Here is a 23442-nt window from a genome sequence, read left to right as displayed (position 1 = left end):
GCAGCAGGCGCGGGACGCCGGGCAAGGGCCGCCCCGCAGCGAGGGCGTCGTCCCCCTGCCCGCGCAGCACCGCGAAGCGAGAGCGGGGGGAAGGCGCGCAGCGCCTCAGGGGGGTGTCTCACATCAGGCTGAGGGGGGATCTCATTTCAGGCGGATCAGCGCTGCACTGGCCAGCTCGGCCATGCGCGCCAGGAAGTCGGTGCCCATCGTCGCGTCAAAGCGCTGCGGGTCGGGCGAGCCAAGCACCAGCAGACCAAACGCTGGCGTGGCGCTGTCGATGGCACCCGCGCGCAGCGGCAGCAGGGCGATGGACTGGGCAGGCTCGCCCGCCTCGGCCACCAGCCAGCCGGCAGGCTCGAAACCCAGATTCGGGCCGCAGAACGGCATGGTCAGCGACGAGGCAAAGGCGCGCGCATCGTCGCTGGCACCCTGGGTGAAGTCGGCGTCGATGTACGGCGCAGCCACTTCCCACACGCGCACGGCGGCCTGCGGCACGTCGAACAGGATGCGGATGCCATCCACCACCGCTTGGGGCAGGTCGAACGGGTCCTTGACCTGCAGCAGCGCGCTGGTCCACTGGTGCACCTTCTGTGCAATGGCCGCGTTTTCGGTGCTGTTGCGCACCATGTCCATGATGCGGTGCTCCAGCCCCTTGATCTTCTCGCGCAGCATTTCGGCCTGGCGCTCCTGCAGGCTCACGGCGCGGGCGCCGTGCGGGCTGGTGATCTGCACGCTGGCCAGCACCTCGGCGTGGCGCTCGAAAAAGCCCGGCGTGTTCGTCAGGAAGTGGGCGATGTCGTCTTCGGTGATCGGAGCAATGGAGGACGGAGTGGACGTGGTCATGAGAGGGTGTCAGGTAAATCGATCTGGCCTTCGAACACGGTGGTGGCCGGGCCGGTCATGAAAACGGAGTCGGCCTCGTCGCCGCTCCAGGCGATGGTCAGGCGGCCGCCGCGCGTGTCGACCTGCACGGTGGCGTCCAGCAGGCCCAGGCGGATGCCCGATGCCACGGCTGCACAGGCGCCCGTGCCGCAGGCCAGCGTCTCGCCAGAGCCGCGCTCGAACACGCGCAGCCGCACATGGCCACGGTCCACCACCTGCAGGTAGCCGGCGTTCACGCGCTGGGGAAAGCGCGGGTGGTTTTCTATCAGCGGGCCGGTGAGCGCCACGGGGGCGGTGTCCACATCGTCGACCAGCTGCACGGCGTGCGGGTTGCCCATGGAAGCAACTGCTACTAATACAGTAGCATCAGAGGCAATTAAATCAAGCGCCAGGGGCCATTTCTGTCCTGAGCCATGATCCACGGGCACCAAGCCGGCGGTATCGAACGGCACGCGCGCCGGGTCAAACACCGGGCGGCCCATGTCGACCGTGACCCGGCCATCAGGCGTCAGGCGCGGGGCGATCACGCCACTTTTCGTCTGCACACGGATGGTGTCGCTGGCGGTCAGGCCCTTGTCGCGTACGAAACGTGCGAAGCAGCGTGCGCCGTTGCCGCACTGCTCCACCTCCCCGCCATCAGCGTTGTGGATGACGTATTCAAAATCAAGGCCCTCTGCGGGTGACGGACGTACGGTGAGGATCTGGTCGGCGCCCACACCAAAGTGTCGGTCAGCCAGAAAGCGGTAGTGCGCAGCCGTCAGGCCCAGGCGGCCCGCCGTTTCGTCGAGCACCACGAAGTCGTTCCCGGCACCCTGCATTTTGGTGAAGTGAATCTGCATGGCCGGATTATGGCCGTTGGTGCCTGGAAAGGCATGCCGGGCGGCGCGGCTCGATAATGGCCTGATGCCCCGCACCACCCAACAACTGCACCCCCACCGCGAACCCGTAGCCACCCGCGCGGCTGCCACCGTGCTGCTGCTGCGCGATGCCCCCGCCAGCCCGGGCTCGCCTGGCGGGCTGGAGGTCTTGATGACCCGGCGCTCGGCCACTGCCAGCTTTGCGCCCAATGCCTATGTGTTCCCCGGCGGCGGCATCGACGCGCTGGATGCCGCGCCCGCCACGCACGCCGCGGCCGACCGCCGCCCCACGCAGGACGACCTGCACCTCACGCAGGCCATCGCCGCCATCCGCGAGAGCTTCGAAGAGCTGGGCGTGCTGCTGGCCCGCCACGCCGACGGCGCGCGCAAGGGCCAGTGGGCCGATACCGCAGACATCGCCGCCATCGACCGCCACCAGCCGTTTGTGGCCCAGTGCCAGGCCCGGGGCCTGCGCCCGGCGGCGGACGCCGTGTTCTTGCTGGCGCACTGGACGGCCGACCGCGACCTGGCGCGGCGCTTCGAAGTGCCGTTTCTCGTCGCCCGCATGCCCGAGGGCCAGGAGCCCGTGGCCGACGAGGCCGAGCAGTTCGAGCCCGTGTGGGTGCGCCCGGCCGATGCGCTGGCGCGGCACGAGGCGGGGCAATTCTTCATGATCTTCCCCACCATCCGCACGCTGCGGCGGCTGGCGGCCTTTGCCCGCACGCAGGATGTGTTTGACGCGCTGGCCGATGAGCAACCGCTGTGGGTGAGCTGCCCGCGCGCTGGCATCCTGGCGGGCAAGGAAGCGCGCTACATGGAAGACGAAACGCCCTTTGGCGAGCTGGCCATGGTGTGCCCCGACGGGCAGATCGTGCACCCGCTGGACTGGCAGGCAGAACGCCCCGTGCCGCTGCTGCGCAACGTGCAGCGCCTGACTGCGCCCAACCCCGGGGTGATGACCGGCCCCGGCACCAACAGCTACCTGGTGGGCGACCCCGCCACCGGCTTCATCGCCATCGACCCCGGCCCGGCCGACCCGGCGCACCTGGACAAGCTGTGGCGCGCCGCAGGGGGCGACATCCGCATGATCGTGTGCACGCACTCGCACCCCGACCATTCGCCCGGCGCGGCGCCCCTGCAGGCGATGTGCGAGCAGGCTGGCAGGCCGCGCCCCCCGGTGCTGGGCCTGCCATCGGCCCCCACCGCCCGCGCGGCCAGCGAATTCACACCCGACCGTGCGCTACAAAATGATGAGCTGCTGGTGCTTGCTGGACTTGCGCCAGATGGCCCCGTGACCCATACCCTGCAGGTCATCCACACCCCCGGGCACGCGGCCAACCATCTGTGCCTGCTGCTGATCGAAGACGGACTGCTGTTCAGTGGCGACCACATCCTGAACGGCAGCACCACCGTGATCGACCCGCCCGACGGCAACATGGCCGACTACCTCGATTCGCTCGACCGGCTCGACGCCGCCTGCGCGCTGCACGGTGTGGAATTCATTCTGCCGGCCCACGGCTACGTGCTGGGCGGCCCCTTGCTGGGGGCGCGCCAGTCAATTGCCAAACTCAAGGCGCACCGGCTGGCGCGCGAGGCCAAGGTCATGGCCGCCATGCAGGCCCAGCCCGAGGGCACCATGGAAGACTGGGTGCGCCACGCCTACGACGACGTGCCGCCGCGCATGTGGCCAGTGGCACAGCGCTCGCTGCTGGCACATGTGGAACGAATAAGAACGCTCGCCCCCTGAGTCGCCTGCGGCGCCTTCCCCCACCCGGGGGACGACGCCCTCGCTGCGGGGCGGCCCTTGCTTGGCGTCCCTGGCGAAGAGAGCGCCCACTGCATGCGCAGCGCACAGCAAGCGCCTTTGCCAACCCCATCCATCCAAGACGCATCAAAGAAAACCGCCGCCCACCCATGACCGACAAGCACTCTGACCCTTCCCACATCCGCCTGGCCAAACGCGTGGCCGATCAGCTGAACTGCTCGCGCAGCACCGCCGAACAGTTCATTGAGGGGGGTTTTGTCAGCGTGGACTCCAAGGTGGTCGAGCTGCCCGGCGCCCGTGTGCGCCCCGACCAGGCCGTGGCGGTGGACCCCGATGCCAGCCTTCTGGCGCTCACCCCCGTCACGCTGCTGCTGCACAAGCCGCCGGGGTTTGAAGCCGGGCTGGCCCAGCCCGCCGGCCCGGCAGGTACAGCCGCGCACGGCAGCCGCAGCCAGGGCGCGCCGCAGGCCGTCACGCTGCTTGGGGCGCAGTCGCACCTGGCTGAAGACGCCTCGGGCATCCGGCTGCTGCAGCGGCACTTCCGGCAGCTGGAGTGCTTTACGCCGCTGCCCACCGAGGCCAGCGGTCTGGTGGTGTACACGCAGGACAAGCGCATCGCCCGCAAGCTGGCCGAAGACATCGAGTCGCTGGAGCAGGAGTGCATTGTCGAAGTAGCGGGCACCATTGCGCCCCACGGCCTGCAGCGCCTGTGCCACGGGCTGTCGTTCAACGGCCGGCCGCTGCCCCCCGTCAAGGTGAGCTGGCAAAGCGAGACCAAGCTGCGCTTTGCGCTCAAGGGCATCCGGCCCGGCCAGGTACCGGCCATGTGCGAGGCAGTGGGCCTGCAAGTGGTGGCCATGAAGCGCATCCGCATCGGCCGTGTGCCGCTGTCCAAGGTGCCCGAGGGGCAGTGGCGCTACCTGCAGCCCTGGGAAAAGTTCTAGAAACCTGCCGAGGCCCTGCCGCTGCACTATCAAATAGATAGCTATCCAGGCAATTGAACAAAGGACCCCCGGCCACTTTGATGCCAAAACCCGCCGTCGGGGCTACACTGCGCCCAAAACAGGAGGGAGAGTTCATGCAACAGCAGCCCGCGGCCGGTCAGCCGGCCGGCCCGATGTCGACCTTTGTGCCGCAGAACATCGACGCACACCCCATGGAATTCACCGGCAGCGGTGGCGAGTACTTCCGGGTGTGGATCGTCAACGTGCTGCTTTCCATCGTCACGCTGGGCATCTACACGCCCTGGGCCCGGCGCCGCACGGCGCAGTACTTCTACAGCCACTCGCTCGTGGCCGGCAGCCCGCTTGAATTCACCGCGCAGCAGCGCAAGATGGTGATGGGCTTTGTGCTGCTGATGCTGCTCACCGTTGCCTACAACATCGCGGCCAACACCGGGCAGGACCTGGCCGTGGGGCTGTTCCTGCTGGGTGGCGCGGCGCTGGCGCCCTTCATCTGGGCCAGCGCCATGCGTTTTCGGCTGGGCGCCACGCGCTGGCGCGGCCTGCGGCTGCAATTCACCGCCAGCTGGAAAGAGGTGTACCTGGCCAGCTGGCCCGTGTTTGCGCTGGCCGCCGTGTGGTTTGGCGTGTTCACCGGGCTGCAGGTGCTGTCGCCCGAATTGGCCCAGGCGCTTGACGCTGGCGACGCCCCCCCTGCCGCCAAGATGCCCGCTTTCACGGCCGCCATGGGTGCGCTGGTGACCCTGGGCGTGGTGTTGTCCATCCTGTGCTTCATCGGGCTCGAATACAACTTCAAGAGCCTGCTGGTGCGCAAGGCGCGCATCGGCACCGAAGGGGGCCGCTGGAAGCCGGTGTACATGGATTTCGTGAAAATCTGGCTGGCCACCGTGGCCGTCTTTGTGGTGACGGTGGTGGGCCTGAGCCTGGTGCTCACTGCGCTGGCCGGCGGCTCGCTGGCGTTCTTCGGCAAACCGGGCGGCAACCTGGGCCTGTGGCTGTTCTTGTTGATCATCGTGGCGTTCGTCGGCGTCGTGATCCTGATGTTCCTGGCGTCGGCACCGGCCCGCGCCTACCGCGAGGCGCGCATGTTCCAGCTGATGTGGAGCAACGTGGGCGTGAGCCATGTGGCGCGCTTCCGGTGCCGCCTGCGCACGGGTCGGTACGTGGCGCTGCGCATCAAGAACATGCTGCTCACGCTGTTCACCCTGGGCCTGTACCGGCCGTTTGCCCTGGTGAGCGAGTACCGCATGAAGTTCGAGTCGGTCACGCTGCACGTCAAGGGCGGCGTGGACCAGATCGCCGGCGCCATGGCGCGCCAGCAGCAGGGCGCGCTGGGCGATGCGCTGGCGGATGCGGCCGGGCTTGACCTGATCGGCTGACGTGCAGAGGCATCCCCCTGAGCGGCTTCACCGCTTCCCCCTTCTCTCGCGCTGCGCGCGGGAAGGGGGACACCGCCCGTGCGGCGGGGCGGCCCTTGCACGGCGGCCCGCGCTACGAGCACGCCGGTTGCAAGCCCCGGCAACGGGGCAAGGCATAGCGGGGCAGCGAGCATGAACGTCGCCGCTGCTGCACCCGGCAATCTGCTGCCGGGCCGCTGGTTTGACGGGCGCAGCAGCCAGGCACAGCCGGTGCTGGTGAGTCTGCAGCCCACGGCACAGGGGCCTTCGCTCAGGCTGCACTCTCTGTCGGCGCCAGGCACAGCGCCCGTCGTCTTTGCGTATGGCGACGTCGGCTGGCCCGAGGCCTGGAACGACAAGCGCCCGCAAGTGCGTGTGGTGGTGGACCTGCGGGACCATGGCAGCCTGGAAATCGACGCCGTGGGCCCCTGGCGCGCCGCGCTGGCCGCAGCGGGCGACCGCCCGGGCATCGCCCAGCGCATGCAGACGCGCTGGCCCATGCTGCTGGGCGTCACGCTTGCAGCCGTGGTGGGCCTGGGCCTGTTCTATCGCTATGGCACGCCGTGGGCGGCCACCCAGCTGACGCAGTTCGTGCCGCTGGGCTGGGAAACCAGCATGGCCGACAACGCAATGCGGCAGATGGACCAGGGCACCCTCAAGCCCAGCAAGCTGCCCGCCGCCCGGCAGCAAGAACTGCGGGCGCGGTTTGACGCGCTGGTGCAGCAGGCCTCCGCCACGTCGCACCGCTACCCGGGCTACCGCCCCGCGCTGTCGCTCGATTTCCGCTCGGGCATGGGGGCCAATGCCTTTGCCCTGCCCGGTGGCCGCGTCGTGATGACCGACGGCATGGTCAAGGCCGCTGCCGAAAAGAACCTGCCCGACGAGGCCCTGGTGGGAGTGCTGGCCCACGAGATCGGCCATGTGATGCACCGTCACAGCACGCGCATGGTGGTCGAGCAGGGCGTGCTTAACGTGGGCCTGGGGCTGGCGCTGGGGGATGTGTCTTCAGTCGTGTCCACCGGCGCATCGCTGCTGACCGGGCTGGCCTATAGCCGCAACCACGAGCGCGAGGCCGACTGCTACGCCATTGCCGCCATGCAACAGGCCGGAATGCCCACCGTACCCATGGCGCAGCTGCTGCTGGCCGTGGCGCGGGATGAGGACAGCAAGGCAGGCAAGGATGACAAGGGCAACAAGGGCAACAAGGGCAACAAGGGCTCTGCAGAAAAACAGGGCAGTACGGGCGGTACCGCCGGCAAGCCGAAAACCGGCGATGCACACCCGGTGTGGTCGCTGCTGAGCAGCCACCCCGACACCGTGGAGCGGGCCACCGAACTGGAGCGTGGGCACGCCCCGCATTGCGCCAGAAGCTGAGAGCCTGGCCCGCCCGCATCACCACCGGGGCGGCATGGCAGGCAGGCTGCCGTCGCGAAAAGATAGTGTGAAGCGCGCCGATAAGCCGGATTCTGTGCACCACGGTTGCCCGCAGTGTGACCGCCATTAATCTGGGCCGGGTGTCGCCACCACGGCTCGGTGCTACCTACCCGCCAACTCTGCGGAACCACATCAACGTTGGCCTACTTGGTATTGCTGCGCGTAGAGATTGCCCGTTTCACCCGAAGCGGGCGCCGCCCGCTTCGGGTGGCTATCGTCTTTGCGGCTTTCGCCGCAAACCGTCTGGCTTGCGCCAGCCGTGCCCGCTTGCGCGGGCAACCGATAGAACACCTTCGGTGGCTTGCTGCCTGTTCCGACTCGTCTCTGTTGCTCTGATCCTCACCTCACGGTGGGCAGCCGTTAGCTGCTACGCTGTCCTGTGCAGTCCGGACGTTCCTCCAGTGCCTGGTTTCCCAGATTGCACCAGCGGCGGTCTGGCGTGCTTCACGGGGCGGATTATCGCCCACGGGCTGCACGGGCTGCATATGGATATGCGGCAGCGCACTGAACAGGTAGTTCAGAATGTGCTGACGACCGGGCCACGACGCGCGCCATAGCATCGCAGCCTCCCTTCTTCCCTCTTCCCGCTTCAGGAGACGCCATGAAAGTTGACAGCATTCTGCAGACCATCGGCAACACGCCCCACGTGCGTATCAACCGCCTGTTTGGCGCGGGCGCCAATGTGTGGGTGAAGTCCGAGCGCAGCAACCCCGGTGGCTCCATCAAAGACCGCATCGCGCTGGCCATGGTGGAAGATGCCGAGAAGTCGGGTGCCCTCAAGCCCGGCGGGACCATCATCGAGCCCACCAGTGGCAACACGGGCATTGGCCTGGCGCTGGTGGCGGCTGTGAAGGGCTACCGCCTGATCCTCGTGATGCCCGACAGCATGAGCATCGAGCGCCGCCGCCTGATGCTGGCCTACGGCGCGCAGTTTGACCTGACGCCGCGCGAAAAGGGCATGAAGGGCGCCATCGCCCGTGCGCAGGAGCTGCAGGCGCAAACGCCCGGCGCGTGGATTCCCCAGCAGTTTGAAAACCCCGCCAACATCGACATCCACGTACGCACCACCGCGCAGGAAATCCTGGCGGACTTCCCGGATGGGCTGGACGCGCTCATCACCGGCGTGGGCACGGGCGGCCACCTGACCGGCGCGGCGCGCGTGCTCAAGGCGAAGTTTCCGCAACTGAAGGTGTTTGCGGTGGAGCCTGCGGCCTCGCCCGTGATTTCCGGTGGTGCGCCCTCGCCCCACCCCATCCAGGGCATTGGCGCCGGCTTTGTGCCCAAGAACCTCGACACCAGCCTGCTCGACGGCGTGATCCAGGTCGATGCCGAACCGGCGCGTGAATACGCCCGCCGCTGCGCGCGTGAGGAGGGCATGCTGGTAGGCATTTCGTCAGGCGCTACGCTGGCGGCCATTGCGCAGAAGCTGCCCGAGCTGCCCGCCGGCGCGCGCGTGCTCGGATTCAACTACGACACGGGCGAGCGCTACCTGTCGGTCGAGGGATTCCTGCCGGCCTGACCATGCGTGCGGCGCGCCGGTCAGTCCGGTTTGTGCCGCATTTCCCTCCCAGTGTCGGGGCCCGCCGGCAGGGCCCTTTTCCTTCTTCGGCCACGGCAGCACATGCCAACGGCCCGGCGTCCTACAGCACAGGCCACACGCCGCCAGAACAATCAATGAAGCACCCGGCCCGTCCTTCGCGGCGGCTTCTGGTGCCCTCACAAAGATTGTCTGTCCATGGCCCAAAACCCCTCCCAGCCCATTGCGTTCAAGGTCCTTACCGTGAACGTGCACAAGGGCTTCACCACCTTCAATCGCCGCTTCATCCTGCATGAGCTGCGCGATGCGGTGCGCGCGGTGGGGCCCGACCTGGTGTTCCTTCAGGAAGTGCTGGGCACCCACCACCGCCACGCCAGCCGGTTTGCCAACTTTCCGCAGGTGCCGCACTACGAGTTCCTGGCCGACACCATCTGGCATCAGCATGCCTACGGACGCAACGCGGTGTACGACAACGGCGATCACGGCAATGCGCTGCTGTCCAAATTTCCGATCACGCACTACGAGAACCACGACATCTCCATCAGCGGTCCCGAGCGCCGCGGCATGCTGCACTGCGTGCTGCAGCCCCCGGGCCACCACCTGCCTGTACATGCCATCTGCGTACACCTGGGCCTGCAGGAATCGCACCGCCAGCAGCAGCTCAAGCGCGTGGCGGCGCTGGTGCGCAGCTTTCCGGCCAACGAGGCCGTGGTGCTGGCCGGCGACTTCAACGACTGGCGCCAGCGTGCCCATGGTGTGCTGCAGCGCGATGCGGGCATGCAGGAAGTGTTTGTGCAGGCCTTTGGCCGCGCGGTGCGCACTTTCCCGGCGTCGATGCCGCTGCTGGCGCTGGACCGCATCTACGTGCGCAACGCCGCGGTGCACACGCCGCTGTCGCTGCCCAAAAAGCCGTGGGACAAGCTCTCGGACCACGCCCCGCTGGCGGCGGAGATCCTGCTGTGAACCGCCGCTTCATGCCGCAGCGCTCGTCCCGCTGGGTCCCGGGCAACCATTTCGAGCTGCTGGAAAACGGCGAGGAATTCTTTCCGCGCGTCTTCAGTGCCATCGAATCGGCCCGGCACGAGGTGATGCTGGAAACCTTCATCCTGTGGGAGGACAAGATCGGCCAGGCGCTGCACGCCGCCATGCTGGCGGCCTCCCGCCGTGGCGTGCAGGTGCATGCGCTGGTCGATGGCTTTGGCTCGGCCGGACTGTCGAAGGATTTTGTGGGGAGCCTGGTGGAGGCCGGCGTGCAGCTGCGCATCTTCGACCCCGGCCGAACCATCATGGGCCAGCGGCTGAACCTGCTGCGGCGCATGCACCGCAAGATTGTGGTGGTGGACGGCGAGGTCGGCTTCATCGGCGGCATCAACTACTCGGCCGACCATGTGGCTGACTATGGCCCCGAGGCCAAGCAGGACTACGCCGTGCAGGTGCGCGGGCCCATCGTGGCGCAGCTGCGCCAGTTCACGCACGACGCGGTGCTGGGCCGCGTGCCACGCTGGCGGCGCCCGGCGAAGGCGGCGGCGGTGCCCCAGCCCATGCCAGGCTCCGCTGCACAACCGCCGCACGCAGGGGCCGCCGACGCAATCTTCGTCACGCGCGACAACCACCACCACACCAACGACATCGAACGCCACTACCGCGTCGCCCTGCGCGCGGCGCGCCACCGGGTGGTGATTGCCAATGCGTATTTCTTCCCGGGCTACCGCTTCATCCGCGAGATCCGTCGCGCGGCACGGCGCGGGGTAGACGTGCAGCTGATCCTGCAAGGCCAGCCCGACATGGCCATCGTGCGCACCGCGGCGAGCATGCTGTACGACCACCTGCTGCGGGCCGGTGTGCGCATTTATGAATACTGCGACCGCCCCCTGCACGGCAAGGTGGCCCTGGTGGACGACGAATGGGCCACCGTGGGGTCGAGCAACCTTGACCCGCTGAGCCTGTCGCTGAACCTGGAGGCCAACGTGGTCATCCGCGACCGCGCCTTCAATGCGCACCTGATGTCGCGCCTGTCGCACCTGATGGACAACAGCTGCAAGCAGGTGGAGGTGCCCACGCCCAGCCGGTGGGACGGCCTGCGCCTGCTGCGCAGCTATGCCATGTTCCACCTGATGCGCTGGTTCCCCACCTGGGCTGGCTGGCTGCCACGGCACGAGCCGGTGATCCAGCTGGCGCGCCCCGGCGACGGGGACGAGACCGCGAGCACGGGCGGTGTGCCCCGGGGCGGCGAAGGCAAGCACAACCCGGATACCGGTGCGATGGCCTGACGGTGCTTTGCGCTCAACCCCCAGCCTATCACCCTGCCGTTTTCCACCGCCTGCCGTCGCCGCCTCCTGTTACGCATGGCCGCCCACACTCCCCACGTAAGCCCTGCCCTCGCCGATAACGGCATGGATGGAGCCACACCTGCACGCGGCTGGCGCGGCATCACGCAACGCCCTTGGTGGCCCTGGGTCTCGCGCGGGTTTGCCGTGGCGTTCTTCCTGCTGGTGGCGGGCTTGCTGTTTCGGCAGGCGCGCACGGTGGAATGGTCCGAAGTGCTACAGGCCCTGCGCGCCCTGCCCCCCGGCGCGCTGGCCGTGGCGGGCGCGCTGGCGCTGCTCAGCCACTGCGCGTACGGCACGTTTGACCTGATTGGCCGGCATTGCACCGGCCACCGGCTGGGCCGCAGCACCACGCTGGGCATCGCTATGACCAGCTACGCCTTCACGCTCAACCTGGGCTCGCTGATTGGCGGCGTGGGCGTGCGCTACCGCCTGTATGCGCGCCGCAAGGTGGACCCCGGCACCATCGGCCAGGTGGTGGCCACCAGCGTGCTGACCAACTGGGTGGGCTACCTGCTGCTGGCTGCTGTGCTGCCGTGGGTGTGGCAGCCGCCGCCGCTGGCGGGCTGGACCACAGCGCAGTGGCACTGGCAGGCCGGCGGTGCGGCGCTGGGGGCTGTGGCGCTGGCGTACCTGGGGCTGTGCGCGGTGCGCAGCGGGCGCGCGCTCATGCTGCGGGGCCACGCGTTTCCGCTGCCGCGCTGGCCGGTGGCGCTGTGGCAGCTGGCCATATCCGCCGCCAACTGGATGCTGATGGGCGCCGCGCTGTGGACGGTACTGCAAGGCCAGGTGAGCTACCCGGCGGCGCTGGCCACCGTGCAGCTGGGCGCGGTGGCGGGGCTGGTGCTGCGCATACCCGCAGGCTTGGGGGTGCTGGAGGCCGTGGGTGTGGCGCTGCTGGCAGGCGATGCGCTGGGCCAGGACAAGGTGCTCGCCGCGCTGCTGGCCTACCGCGCGCTGTATTACTTTGTACCGCTGGTGCTGGCCGCCGCCGCCTTTGGCATGGCCGAGCTGCGCTGGCGCGACCGTGAAGCCCATCCCAAGGCACCGCCAGAGGCCTTGGAGGGGTGATTTGGAGCCAAAACGGCCTGTAGCGCTTGCAGAATAATGCCTTGCAGCTATCAAATAAATAGCAATTATCTGACAGGCATCGCTGCAAGCCGCTGAGGGCCGGCGCACGCACTGGCCACGCACCGGGCACTCCCCGTATCATCGTGGCCCTCTGCCATTGCCCTTCGCCCGATAACCACGGGCCTGCAAGACCATGATCCGCCTCTCCGAAATCCGGCTGCCCTTCACCGTGGCCGAAGCGCCCGAAGCGCCCCTGCGCGCTGCCGTCACGCAACTGATGGGCCTCGCGCCCGCAGACATTGCCCACCTCCACGTCTTCAAGCGCAGCTTTGACGCCCGCAAGGCCGACCTGCTGGCGGTGTACATCGTCGACGTGACGCTGGCGCAGCCCGGGCGCGAAGCCGCGCTGCTGGCAAAGTTTGCGGGCAGCCCGCACATCCAGCCCACGCCCGACATGGCTTGGCACCCGGTGGGCCAGGCGCCTGCCGATCTGCCCCTGCGCCCGGTGGTGGTGGGCTTTGGGCCCTGCGGCATCTTTGCCGCGCTGGTGCTGGCGCAAATGGGCTTCAGGCCCATCGTGCTCGAACGTGGCAAGACGGTGCGCGAGCGCACCAAGGACACCTGGGGCCTGTGGCGCAAGCGCGAGCTGCATGCCGAGAGCAACGTGCAGTTTGGCGAAGGCGGTGCTGGCACGTTCAGCGACGGCAAGCTCTACAGCCAGATCAAGGACCCGCGCCACCTGGGCCGCAAGGTGATGAACGAGTTTGTGAAGGCCGGCGCGCCCGACGAAATCCTGTACGCAGCGCACCCGCACATCGGCACCTTCAAGCTGGTGAAGGTGGTGGAGAACCTGCGCGAGCAGATCATTGCGCTGGGCGGCGAGATCCGCTTCGAGCAGCGCGTGACCGACGTGATCGTGGAAGGCACCGGGGCAAACCGCCACCTGCGCGGCCTGAAGGTGCTGAACCAGGCCACGGGCGAAACGACCGAGCTGCGCGCAGACCATGTGGTGATGGCACTGGGCCACAGCTCGCGCGACACGTTTGCCATGCTGTACCAGCGCGGCGTGGCCATGGAGGCCAAGCCGTTTTCCATCGGCTTTCGCATCGAACACCCGCAGGGCGTCATCGACCGTGCCCGCTGGGGCCGCCATGCGGGCCACCCGCTGCTGGGCGCGGCCGACTACAAGCTGGTGCACCACGCCGCCAATGGCCGCGCGGTGTACAGCTTTTGCATGTGCCCCGGCGGCACGGTGGTGGCCGCCACCAGCGAACCGAACCGCGTGGTCACCAACGGCATGAGCCAGTATTCGCGCAACGAGCGCAACGCCAACGCCGGCATGGTGGTGGGGATCGATCCGCGCGACTACCCCACCGACCCCGCCGCATTCGAGGAGCACCTGGGCCAGACCTATGGCGCAGAAAACCTGCCTGCCGGGCAGTTCCACCCGCTGGCGGGCAGCGTGCTGCAGCGCCAGCTCGAATCCAACGCCTTCGTGCTGGGCGGGCGCGACTACAGCGCGCCGGGCCAGCTGGTGGGCGAGTTCATTGCGGGCAAGCCATCGACCCAGCTGGGCAGTGTGGAGCCGTCGTACAAGCCCGGCGTGGCGCTGGGCGACCTGCACGCCGCCCTGCCCGGCTACGCCATCGAGGCGCTGCGCGAGGCGCTGCCGGTGTTCGGCCGCAAGATCAAGGGCTTTGACATGCACGACGCGGTGCTGACGGGCGTGGAGACACGCACCTCGTCGCCGCTCAAGATCCCCCGCGGGGAGAACCTGCAGAGCCTGAACACTGTCGGCCTGTACCCGGCGGGTGAAGGCGCCAGCTACGCGGGCGGCATTCTGTCGGCCGGCGTGGACGGCATCAAGGTAGGCGAAGCGGTGGCGCGCAGCCTGCTGGGCACACGGGCCTGAGCACAGTGTTCAGGCGCTGATCGTCACCTCGGGCCGCAGCGCGGCCTGCGGCAGGTGGCGCACCACGGCGTCTTCAAACGCGCGTGCGGCCACGCTCTGCGGCCGGTCGCGGCGGCGCATGACGAACAGCTCGCGCTCCACCTGCGGCTGCAACGGCACAAAGCGCATGCCGCGCGCCAGCGGGTGCGATGCGCCCAGCGCCGACAGCACGGCCACGCCCACACCGGCATCGGCCAGCGCCAGCTGTATGGCCAGGCTCGATACCTCCACCCCCTGCGACATGGGCGCCAGCAGCGCCGAGCCGTGCATGCGCAGCAGCTGCATGATGCTGGTGTCGGCACTCTCGCGCAGCAGCGGCAGGCGCGGCACGCCCTGCGCATCGGCGTCCGTGATGTCGAAGTGCCCGGGCGGTGCCAGCAGGCCAAGCGGCGCCGTCAGCAGGCGACGGCAGGCCAGCGCATCCACATCGCCCACAGCGGAGCCGATGCCCAGGTCCACATCCGCCAGCCGCACCTTGCGCGCGATGCCTTCGCTGTTGTCGTCCACCACGCGCAGCCGCACACCCGGGTACGCCGCCTGAAACGCAGCGATGGCCCCGGGCAGCACGATGGAGCCAAACGAGCTGCCCACCGCCACGGTCACCTGCCCTTTGATGCCCTGGCCCTGCGGCGCAAACATGCGACCCGCCTCGGCCAGGTCTTCCAGCAGGCGCTTGGCAGTGGGCAGGAACGCCTCGCCCTCGGGCGTGAGCACCACCCGCCGCGTGGTGCGTAGAAACAGCGGCGCCCCCATCTGCGACTCGAACACGGCAATGGCGCGGGTGAGCGCCGGCTGGCTGATGTGCAGCGCCTCGCTCGCCCGCGAGATGTTGCCCAGCGCTGCGGTGGTGACAAACAGGCGCAACTGGCGTTCGCTGAGATTCATGCGTCTGGATTATGAATGCGGCCGCAGTATTCATTGGACGCATCAAATGCGCCTGCCTACATTCGGCCGCAGGAGGAACCCACCATGAACATGACGATGAAGATGACCACCCGCTGGCTCTGCCTGCCCCTGGCGGCAGCCCTTTTCTCAGCCGCATGGGCGCAAGCGCCCGCGGGCAGCACGCAGGGCACAGCTGTAGTGCACACGGCGGAATCGGCCCGCGCCGTCATGGACCGCGCCGCCGTGGTGCTACCGGCCCGGGTGACAGGCGGCGAGGTGTTTACCGGGCTGTGGAAGGACGCCCCCGCCAGCGTGCGCGAGCGCGCCCCGGTGGTGGTGTTCATGCACGGCTCGTCAGGTCTGGCGCTCAAGGCCATTAGCGAATGGCAGCAGTGGCTGGCCACGCAGGGCATTGCCAGCGTGGCGCCCGATTCGTTCGCGCTGCCAGACCGGCTCACCTACAAGTCACCCGTGTCGGCCGAGGTGTACGAGCGCATCCATGCGCTGCGGCTGTCGGAGGTATCACTGGCCGTGCAGGCGCTGGCACAGGCCCCGTGGGCCGACCCCGCACGCTGGGTGCTGGCGGGCACCAGCGAAGGCGCCACGGCCGTGGCGCGCTACCGCGGCAACGAGTTTGCGGGCCGCATCGTGTTCTCGTGGAGCTGCGAGAACAACTACTTCGTGGCCAGCCACAACACGGCGCTGCCCGAAGACAAGCCGGTGCTCAACGTCATCAGCTCGACCGATCCGTTCTTCTCACCCGCCAACAGCTGGGTGGGCAACCCCGCCGCGGCCGGGCATTGCGGCGCTGCGCTGCGCAACCACAAGCAGGCCAGCATCGTGCTGATTCCGGGCGGGCCACATACGGTCATCAACCTGCCCGCGGCGCGCCACCCGGTGGCGGGCTTTCTGCGCGACGTGTTCAAGCTGCCCTGACGCTGCGCGGTGGCTGCCCCGCGCAACGACCTCAGGGCCGCTTCAGGAAATCCACCGCCAGGGCCGCCAGGCTGCGCGCGCCCACCGGGAACTGGTCTTCGTCCACATCGAACAGCGCCGAGTGGTTGGGCGGGGCCTTGGTGAATTCCTTGCCCTTGGGCGGCGCACCCAGGAAGTAGAAGAACCCCGGCGTCACCTTCTGGAACTCCGAGAAGTCTTCTGAGCCGCTGACCTTGGGGATGACCATGGTCTTGCCGCCCATGGCCAGGTTCAGCGCGGGCAATGATGCCTGCGTGAGCGCGGCAGGGTTGGTGGTCACCGGGTAGGCCACCGGCCCAAAGCGCACCTTGGCTTTCGCGCCGCTGGACGCCGCAATGGATTCCGCCGTGGTGGTGATGCGCTGGATGGCCTCCTGGCGCATGCCTTCATCAAACGTGCGCAGGGTGCCCAGCATCTCCACGTTGTCCGGGATGATGTTGTAGCGGGTGCCGCCCTGGATCTGGCCGATGGTGATGACCGCGGGCTCCTGGCTGATGTTGAGCTGGCGGCTGACCACCGTCTGCAGGCCCAGCACCACCTGGCTGGCCGCCACGATGGGGTCGATGGCCGACCACGGCGACGAGCCGTGACCCCCGCGGCCCTCGATCTGGATGGTGATGTTGTCCGACCCCGCCATCAGCGGGCCACTGCGGTAGCCCACCACGCCCGAAGGCATGTTGGCGGTGATGTGCAGGCCGTAGATGGCCTGCACGTCTTTGAGCGCACCGGCTTCAATCATGGCCTTGGCGCCAAAGCTGGGCACCTTGCCGTTGGCATCCGCCTCCACCGGCGCGCCCTCTTCGGCGGGCTGGAAGATGAACTTGACGGTGCCCGGCAGCTGCGCCTTCATGCCCGCCAGCGCCTCGGCCGCGCCCATCAGCATGGCCACATGCGCATCGTGGCCGCAGGCGTGCATCACGGGCACCTCCTTGCCCAGGTAATTCGCCTTCGCCTTGCTGGCAAACGGCAGGCCGGTACCCTCCTGCACCGGCAGCGCATCCATATCGGCACGCAGGGCCACCACCTTGCCCGGCAGGCCGCCGCGCAGGGTGCCCACCACGCCGGTGCCGCCCACGCCGGTCTGCACGTCCATGCCCAGCTTCTTCAGGTGCTCGGCCACCAGCCGGGCGGTGCGCACTTCTTGACCGGACAGCTCGGGATGCTGGTGGATATCGCGGCGCCACTGCACCATCTTGGGCGCCACGGCGCTTACGGCCGCATCCAGGGCCTTGAGGCCCTCGGCATCAAGCCCCTGGGCATGGGCGGGTAGCGCAAGGGACGCAGCAGCGGCCACCAGGCTCGCAGCAATCGACAGGGCAGACAGGACAGGACGCATGGCAACACCGCAAGGTAGTAAGGGAAGCCCCATGCTAGGAGCGACACATCGGTGTCATACAAGCCAAAATGGCCATTAAAAAAGCCAATAACGCCAAGCGCATACGCACACTTCATCCCGCCCCCGCTGCTACCGATGCCTTCAACACCGCCCTGCCACATCGACATCCCGCTGCTGCCCCAGACCGCGCTGGGCCACGCGCTGCACCTGGTGGAGTGCCTGCGCAGTGCCAACCTGCTGGCGAGGTTGCGCAGCGGCTCGGCAGCGCCGGGCATTCGCTGGCGCTTTTGCGATGCGCGCGGCGAGCCCATGGCGCCCGACAGCCTGGGCCCCTTCATGGCGCCCTTGGCCCACGAGGGCGCGTTCACGGGCCCGGCCACCGCACTGCTGCTGGCGCCACTGCATTGCCCCGACATCCCGGCCGTGCGCGCCGCCACGCAGGCGCACACAGCGCTGGTGCGGCGCATCGGTATTGCGGTGGACCAGGGCCAGAAGGTGATCTCGGTGAGCAACGGCGCATGGCTGGCGGCTGCCAGCGCGCGGCTGGACGGCCGCCGCGTGGCGCTGCCCTGGTACTACGTGGCCGGATTTGTGCGTGACTTTCCGGGCATCCAGCCCGCACCCGCGCAATCGCTGGTGGAAGACGGCCCCTGGCTCAGCGCCGATGTGGCCACCGGGTCCATCGGCATTGCGCTGGCCCTTACGCGCGAGGCTATCGGCCCGGAAACTGCCGAGGCCCTGTCTGCCGCGGCCGTGGCCGACCCGGCCCGTTCGCACGCGGCGCACAGCGCAGCGGGGCAGATCCCGAACACGCGTGACAGCACGCTGGCCCGCGCCATCACGCACCTGGAGAAAACGCTGGACCAGCCCTACTGCCTGGCAGACGTGGCGCTGGCCGCCGCCGTGAGCCCGCGCACGCTGCTGCGGCATTTTCGGGAGGCACTGGGCTATTCGCCGCTGGACCACCTGCACGGCCTGCGCTGCGCGCGAGCCCGGGTGCTGCTGGAGATCACGCTGGAGAGCATCCCCAGCATCGCCCAGGCCTGCGGCTACAGCGACCCGGCGGCGTTCCGCCGTGTGTTTGCGCGGCACGCGGGCATGGCGCCCAGCGCCTACCGCGAGCGCCACACCCTGCGTGCGCCGCGCCAGCGCTGGCGGGTAACGCCCCCATTGCCCTGAGGCGCGAAGCAGCCTGCTTCGCAGCGTGGCTGGCTATCCCGACCGGATCATGTCTGCCGCCTTCTCGGCAATCATGATGGTGGGCGCATTGGTGTTGGCCGACGTGATCTGCGGCATGACGGATGCATCTACCACCCGCAGCCCCCGTACGCCATGGACGCGCAGCTGGTTGTCCACCACGGCGTCGGCACCCGGGCCCATGCGGCAGGTGCCCACCGGGTGAAAGATGGTGGCGCTGCTCGCACGGATGTACTGGGTGAGCGCCGCGGGGTCGGTGACGTTCAGGCCAGGCATGGCTTCGGCCGCGAGCAGTTCCCGCAGAGGCGACTGCGCGGCAATGTCGCGCGCGGCCAGCAGGCCCTCCAGCTGCAGCGCCATGTCGGCCGGATGGGTGAGGTAGCGCGGGTCGATCACGGGCGCATCCATCGGGTCGGTCGACCGCAGACGCACCGAGCCGCGGCTCTGCGGACGGCAGGCCTGCACGCTCAGCGCTGCCAGCTTGGCGGTACCCTGCGCACCAGGCAGCAGCGGCGCATACGGCACGGCAAAAAACTGGATGTCCGCCGCGTAGCCGCTGGGTGTACACATGGCGCTCTTCATGAACAGGCCGCCCTCCGCCAGGTTGCTGTGGTGCGCTGGCACCTGGGGCTGCGCGGGCCGGTAAAGCACCGTGGTCATGGGGTGGTCGCACAGGTTGGCGCCCACGCCGGGCAGCGCCACCTGCACCGGCACGCCGTGTTCGGCCAGCTGCGCGGGGTCGCCAATGCCCGACAGCATCAGCAGCTTGGGCGAATCGATGGCGCCCGCGCAGACGATGACCTCGCGCGCGGCCTGCAGGCGCACCACGCCAGCACCGTCAAAGTAGTCGATGCCCGCAGCCCGCCCGGCCTCCAGCACCACGCGCAGCGTGCGCGCGCCGGTGATGACGTGCAGGTTGGGCCGGTGGCGGGCCGGCTCCAGAAACGCCACATCGGTGCTGCACCGCTCCCCGTTGCGCACCGTGACCTGGTAGAGCCCTGCACCCGCAGGGGTGCCGGTATTGAAGTCGGGCGAAGCCGGGTGGCCTGCTTCCACGGCTGCATCGACAAACGCGCGCGCCAGCGGGCTGGGCGACTGCTGGTCTTCCACCCGCAGGCCGCCCCCCACGGCGTGAAACGCGCTGGCGCCGTGCTGCTGGTCTTCGGACTTGAGAAAGTACGGCAGCACATCGCGCCAGCCCCAGCCCGGGTTGCCCTGGGCTTCCCAGTGGTCGAAATCCTGCGCATCGCCCCGCATGTAAATCATGCCGTTGATCGCGCTGGTCCCGCCCAGCACCTTGCCGCGCGGATAGGCGATGGTGCGCAGCGCGTAGCCGGCCTGGAGCGTGGTGGCATAGCCCCAGTTCTCGGGGCCATCCCACAGCACCGGCCACTGGCTGGGCTGGCGTGAGGCCGGCGAACGCTGGGCGCCGCCAGCTTCAAGCAGCGCCACCGTGCAGCCCGAGTCTTCCGACAGACGGGCAGCCAGCACGCAACCGGCAGAGCCGGCACCGACGATGAGGTAGTCGTAGGTCATGCGGCCGCTCCCTGGAGCGCGGCAGAAGCCACCGGGGACCGCGGCGCGCTGCCCGCCAGAAACGTCGCAGCGGCATCCTGCGCCCCAGGATGCACCGCCAGCATGAAGTGATCTGCACCGGCGATCTCCAGGTACTGCCCCCGTGGCAGCGCGCCCGCCAGCACAGGCCCGCGTCCCAGCACCAGATCGCGCTCGCCGCTGATCACCAGCACATCGCTCTGCACACGCCCTGCTTCGGCGGTCGTGCAAGGCGGGTAGGCGGCTTTGGCCGCGGCAGCGCTGGCGGCCCTGTCACCACCGATGGAGGTAGCGAGAGTCCAGTACATGCCAATGTGATCTGGCAGGTCGGCCGGGTGCGCCGGGCGCTCCAGTGCTTCCACCAGCCGGGGGGTGATCTGCGCCATGGAGTGCGGCGGGTGGCCTAGCAACCCATCGCCTGCCGCCACCAGGACGGCGCGGTGGCACCGCGCTGGCTGGTTGTGCAGCAGGTGCAGCGCCACCACGCTGCCCATCGAGTAGCCCAGCAGCGCCGCGCGCGGGATCTGCAGATGATCGAGCAGCGCCAGCGCGTGGCTGGCCAGCTGCACGGTACCGTAGGCGGCAGGGTCGTGCGGCTTGTCGCTCAGGCCATGCCCGGGAAAATCGAGACCCACCACCTGGAATCCGTGGCGGACCAGCGCGGCGACCCAGCCGGGCCGTTCGAAATTACCCTTGAAGCTCACGGTGAGGCCATGGAGCATGAGCACGGGCTGGCCCGTGCCGTGGACTTCGTAGTGGAGCGTGGTGTGGTTGTGCGTGAAAGAGGGCATGGGCGGGGCCTTGTGTGGGTGGCAGTACGGCGGCTGCACACACCGTGGTGTGCTGCAGCCGCAAACCCACGATAGGCCTGCCCGTCCAAGTACGCCGCTGGGCCTGCTACGGTAGTGCGCGGGTGCGCCTACGGGGTGCATACCGTAGTGACGCTCCACGGCTGAGCACACAGCGGCCCAAAGCGTGCTTGGCGGGTACTGCGGCAGCCCGCACCGGGCGACTCACCCGCGCAGCAGGCCCAGCGCACCCGCGCGGTGCACTGCCTCGGCGCGGGTGGCGCAATGCAGGGCTTTGAGCGCACCCGATACGTGCATCTCCACCGTGCGCGGGCTCAGGTCCAGCGCCTTGGCGATGAGCTTGTCGGTATGCCCCTGCGCCACCATGCGCAGTACCTCCGCCTGCCGGACCGTGAGCTGCGCCCGCCCTGCACCCGTGCCCAGGAAGGCCGCCACCTCGGCGCGAAACACCTGCATGGCCGGTTCGGTGGACAGCAGGATGTGCCCCTGGGCCTCCAGGGGCACAAAGCGCGCACCCGGTATCAGCGAGGCGATGCGCAGCCCCTGGTCGAAGCGGATGGTCTCGTCCTGCCGGCAGTGGAAGATCAGCGTGGGCACCTTCACCTGCGCGCACAGGCCCACCACGTCGATCGAATAGTTGGCCCGCAGGTAGGCCGCCGCCACATCGGCCGTCATCGACAGCTGCATGCGCTCTTCCAGCTCGGCTTGCTGGGCCGCGGTAGGGTTGCCCAGCAGCTGCGCCACGAACAGCTTGCGAAAGATGGACTTGACGCTGCCCCACCCGACTTCCGCGCCACGGATCACCAGCTCGGCTTCGTCGATCGCTTTCTGGCTGGCGCCCGGCGTACTGAACACGGAGGCGGCAAACCCGCCCAGCAAGACGAGGTGCGTGACCCGCTCCGGGTGACGCACCGCATAGGCCACCGAGGTAGCCGCCCCCATGGAGATGCCCAGCAGCGCGAACCGCTCCAGGCCCTGTGCGTCCACCACAGCCTCCAGATCGCGCACACCGTCTTCGAAAGTCATGGACGGCGGCTTGCGATCAGACAGGCCACAGCCGCGGGAGTCGTAGCGCACATACGTATGCGACTCGCTCAGGGCACGGATGTAGGCCAGCGGCTCCGAATGCCGGGCGTCGCAGTCCAGATGGCTGAGCCAGGTACCCGCGCGCACCAGTGGTGGCCCCGTGCCCGAGGCGGTATGGGCAATCCGCACGCCATCATGGCTGGTGCAGTACCGGATGTCTTGTGCAAAGGTCATGGATCGCCCGCGTGAAGCAGCGCGCAGTCTGACGCCAAACGGGTCTCACCACGGCTAGTGCGAACCCCAAGCGCCAGCCTCGCCCTGCAACCGTGCGCGCACAAAAAAGCCACCTTCGCTGTGGAGCGAGGCGGCTTGTGTGCACTGCAACCGGGGGCCGGGCGGCAGCCCCGGCACCGTTGTTTCAGCCTTGCTGCTGCGCGTTTTGCAGCCTGGCGATGCGCTCTTCGATGGGCGGGTGGGTGCTGAAGAACTTGCCGATGCCACCGGCAATGCCCATCGCGGCCATGCTCTTGGGCAGCTCGGCGGGGTGCATGCCGCCCAGGCGGGCCAGGGCGTTGATCATGGGCTGGCGGCGGCCCATGAGCTGTGCAGCACCTGCGTCGGCGCGGAACTCGCGCTGGCGGCTGAACCAGGCCACGATCATCGCCGCCACAAAGCCCAGCAGGATGTCGAGCACGATGGTCGTCACGTAGTAGCCAATGCCAGGGCCCGAACTGTTTTCGTCGTTCTTGCGCAGGAAGCTGTCCACCGCGTAGCCAATGACGCGCGACAGGAACACCACAAACGTGTTCATCACGCCCTGGATCAGCGTCATGGTGACCATGTCGCCATTGGCAATGTGGGCCACCTCGTGGCCGATCACGGCCTCGACCTCGTCGCGTGTCATGCCTTGCAGCAGGCCGGTAGAAACGGCCACCAGCGCGTTGTTCTTGAAGGCGCCCGTGGCAAATGCATTGGGGTCGCCTTCGAAGATGCCGACTTCCGGCATGCCGATACCGGCCTGGTCGGCAAACTTGCGCACGGTTTCGACGATCCAGCGCTCGTCAGGCGAACCCGAGCCGTCGATCACGCGCACGCCCGAGCTCCACTTGGCCACGGGCTTGCTGATCAGCAGCGAGATGATGGCGCCGCCAAAACCCATGATGAGTGCGAAGCCGAGCAACGCGCCCAGGTTCAGTCCGTTGGCCGTGAGGAAACGGTTGACCCCGAGCAGGCTCGCAACCACCCCCAGCACCAGCACGACGGCCAGGTTGGTCATCACAAACAAAAGGATCCGCTTCATATGTTCTCCGTGGGGTAAGCATCGACAACTGTCGGTCTGGACCAGATGGGGGCCGCAAGCGGCGCTTCAAGCACCGCAGTGGCAGCCCGGCAGCGCGTGATTTGCCTGCACTGTCTTATCCGGCCAGACCCGTTTACAGCGCGTTATGGTAGGTGCAAACCTGTGTGGCGGTCCTAT

Annotated in this window: 19 protein-coding genes and 1 other RNA gene; 11 read left to right on the top strand and 9 right to left on the bottom strand. The window is 68.4% G+C overall.

Translation table 11 applies throughout. The annotated features are described in order from the left end of the window. Window positions 1–141: 141 nt before the first annotated feature. Window positions 142–843, bottom strand: coding sequence for a DUF484 family protein (locus tag ACTPOI_RS05450; protein WP_440107168.1), 702 nt, complete (start codon window positions 841–843; stop codon window positions 142–144). Further along, a complete protein-coding gene (dapF, locus tag ACTPOI_RS05445) occupies window positions 840–1721 on the bottom strand; it encodes a diaminopimelate epimerase (protein ID WP_440107166.1) in 882 nt (293 codons plus the stop codon). Before dapF ends, ACTPOI_RS05450 begins: the two co-directional genes overlap by 4 nt. Before the next feature lie 64 nt (window positions 1722–1785). Between dapF and ACTPOI_RS05440 the strand changes: the two genes are divergently transcribed. The 4 genes from ACTPOI_RS05440 to ACTPOI_RS05425 all read left to right on the top strand — a co-directional run bounded on the left by ACTPOI_RS05440 (window position 1786) and on the right by ACTPOI_RS05425 (window position 7237). Next, window positions 1786–3486 carry an MBL fold metallo-hydrolase gene (locus ACTPOI_RS05440; protein WP_440107164.1) on the top strand — a complete coding sequence of 567 codons (1701 nt, stop codon included), beginning with the start codon at window positions 1786–1788 and terminating at the stop codon, window positions 3484–3486. A gap of 167 nt (window positions 3487–3653) precedes the next feature. Next, window positions 3654–4448 (top strand): rRNA pseudouridine synthase, encoded by a 795-nt coding sequence (locus ACTPOI_RS05435; RefSeq protein WP_440107162.1) that lies wholly within the window; start codon window positions 3654–3656, stop codon window positions 4446–4448. A gap of 134 nt (window positions 4449–4582) precedes the next feature. Then, window positions 4583–5845 (top strand): YjgN family protein, encoded by a 1263-nt coding sequence (locus ACTPOI_RS05430; RefSeq protein WP_440107160.1) that lies wholly within the window; start codon window positions 4583–4585, stop codon window positions 5843–5845. 171 nt (window positions 5846–6016) lie between these two features. After that, window positions 6017–7237: a M48 family metallopeptidase gene (locus ACTPOI_RS05425; protein WP_440107157.1), complete on the top strand. Its 1221-nt coding sequence runs from the start codon at window positions 6017–6019 to the stop codon at window positions 7235–7237. A 65-nt stretch (window positions 7238–7302) separates the two neighbouring features. On the opposite strand, the gene rnpB is transcribed toward ACTPOI_RS05425, so the two are convergent. Next, window positions 7303–7743: RNase P RNA component class A (gene rnpB / locus ACTPOI_RS05420), an RNA gene on the bottom strand. A gap of 155 nt (window positions 7744–7898) precedes the next feature. On the opposite strand from rnpB, the gene cysK reads away from it, so the two are divergent. From cysK to ACTPOI_RS05395, 5 genes are all read left to right on the top strand, one after another. Further along, window positions 7899–8816 carry a cysteine synthase A gene (gene cysK / locus ACTPOI_RS05415; RefSeq protein ID WP_440107155.1) on the top strand — a complete coding sequence of 306 codons (918 nt, stop codon included), beginning with the start codon at window positions 7899–7901 and terminating at the stop codon, window positions 8814–8816. Between the two features lie 216 nt (window positions 8817–9032). Continuing rightward, window positions 9033–9797, top strand: coding sequence for an endonuclease/exonuclease/phosphatase family protein (locus tag ACTPOI_RS05410; RefSeq protein WP_440107153.1), 765 nt, complete (start codon window positions 9033–9035; stop codon window positions 9795–9797). Between the two features lie 11 nt (window positions 9798–9808). Continuing rightward, window positions 9809–11104, top strand: coding sequence for a cardiolipin synthase ClsB (gene clsB, locus ACTPOI_RS05405; RefSeq protein WP_440108268.1), 1296 nt, complete (start codon window positions 9809–9811; stop codon window positions 11102–11104). A gap of 123 nt (window positions 11105–11227) precedes the next feature. Further along, entirely contained in the window at window positions 11228–12232 is a 1005-nt protein-coding gene (locus tag ACTPOI_RS05400) for a lysylphosphatidylglycerol synthase domain-containing protein (RefSeq protein ID WP_440107151.1), read from the top strand. Between the two features lie 193 nt (window positions 12233–12425). After that, window positions 12426–14144 carry an NAD(P)/FAD-dependent oxidoreductase gene (locus ACTPOI_RS05395; protein WP_440107149.1) on the top strand — a complete coding sequence of 573 codons (1719 nt, stop codon included), beginning with the start codon at window positions 12426–12428 and terminating at the stop codon, window positions 14142–14144. 9 nt (window positions 14145–14153) lie between these two features. On the opposite strand, the gene ACTPOI_RS05390 is transcribed toward ACTPOI_RS05395, so the two are convergent. Further along, window positions 14154–15068 carry a LysR family transcriptional regulator gene (locus ACTPOI_RS05390; protein WP_440107147.1) on the bottom strand — a complete coding sequence of 305 codons (915 nt, stop codon included), beginning with the start codon at window positions 15066–15068 and terminating at the stop codon, window positions 14154–14156. 84 nt (window positions 15069–15152) lie between these two features. Here ACTPOI_RS05390 and ACTPOI_RS05385 point away from each other — a divergent pair, with 84 nt between their 5' ends. Next, window positions 15153–16004, top strand: coding sequence for a dienelactone hydrolase family protein (locus ACTPOI_RS05385; protein WP_440107145.1), 852 nt, complete (start codon window positions 15153–15155; stop codon window positions 16002–16004). A gap of 31 nt (window positions 16005–16035) precedes the next feature. On the opposite strand, the gene ACTPOI_RS05380 is transcribed toward ACTPOI_RS05385, so the two are convergent. After that, a complete protein-coding gene (locus ACTPOI_RS05380; RefSeq protein WP_440107143.1) occupies window positions 16036–17379 on the bottom strand; it encodes an amidohydrolase in 1344 nt (447 codons plus the stop codon). Between the two features lie 135 nt (window positions 17380–17514). On the opposite strand from ACTPOI_RS05380, the gene ACTPOI_RS05375 reads away from it, so the two are divergent. Continuing rightward, window positions 17515–18558: a GlxA family transcriptional regulator gene (locus ACTPOI_RS05375; RefSeq protein ID WP_440107141.1), complete on the top strand. Its 1044-nt coding sequence runs from the start codon at window positions 17515–17517 to the stop codon at window positions 18556–18558. A 33-nt stretch (window positions 18559–18591) separates the two neighbouring features. On the opposite strand, the gene ACTPOI_RS05370 is transcribed toward ACTPOI_RS05375, so the two are convergent. The 4 genes from ACTPOI_RS05370 to htpX all read right to left on the bottom strand — a co-directional run bounded on the left by ACTPOI_RS05370 (window position 18592) and on the right by htpX (window position 23265). After that, the gene (locus tag ACTPOI_RS05370) at window positions 18592–20112 is read right to left on the bottom strand and encodes a GMC family oxidoreductase (protein ID WP_440107139.1); all 1521 of its coding nucleotides are present in this window, start codon (window positions 20110–20112) and stop codon (window positions 18592–18594) included. Next, on the bottom strand, window positions 20109–20921 hold the full coding sequence (locus tag ACTPOI_RS05365) for an alpha/beta fold hydrolase (protein ID WP_440107137.1): 813 nt from the start codon (window positions 20919–20921) through the stop codon (window positions 20109–20111). The genes ACTPOI_RS05370 and ACTPOI_RS05365 overlap by 4 nt, the downstream gene beginning before the upstream one ends. Window positions 20922–21143: 222 nt before the next feature. Then, window positions 21144–22199, bottom strand: a complete 1056-nt coding sequence (locus ACTPOI_RS05360) for an alpha/beta fold hydrolase (RefSeq protein ID WP_440107135.1) — start codon at window positions 22197–22199, stop codon at window positions 21144–21146. A gap of 184 nt (window positions 22200–22383) precedes the next feature. Continuing rightward, window positions 22384–23265, bottom strand: a complete 882-nt coding sequence (gene htpX, locus ACTPOI_RS05355) for a protease HtpX (RefSeq protein WP_440107133.1) — start codon at window positions 23263–23265, stop codon at window positions 22384–22386. Window positions 23266–23442 lie beyond the last annotated feature (177 nt).

The sequence above is a fragment of the Acidovorax sp. BL-A-41-H1 genome (assembly GCF_051942715.1).
Note: the sequence above shows the minus strand (reverse complement) of the source record. Positions and strands in the feature narration are given on the sequence as shown.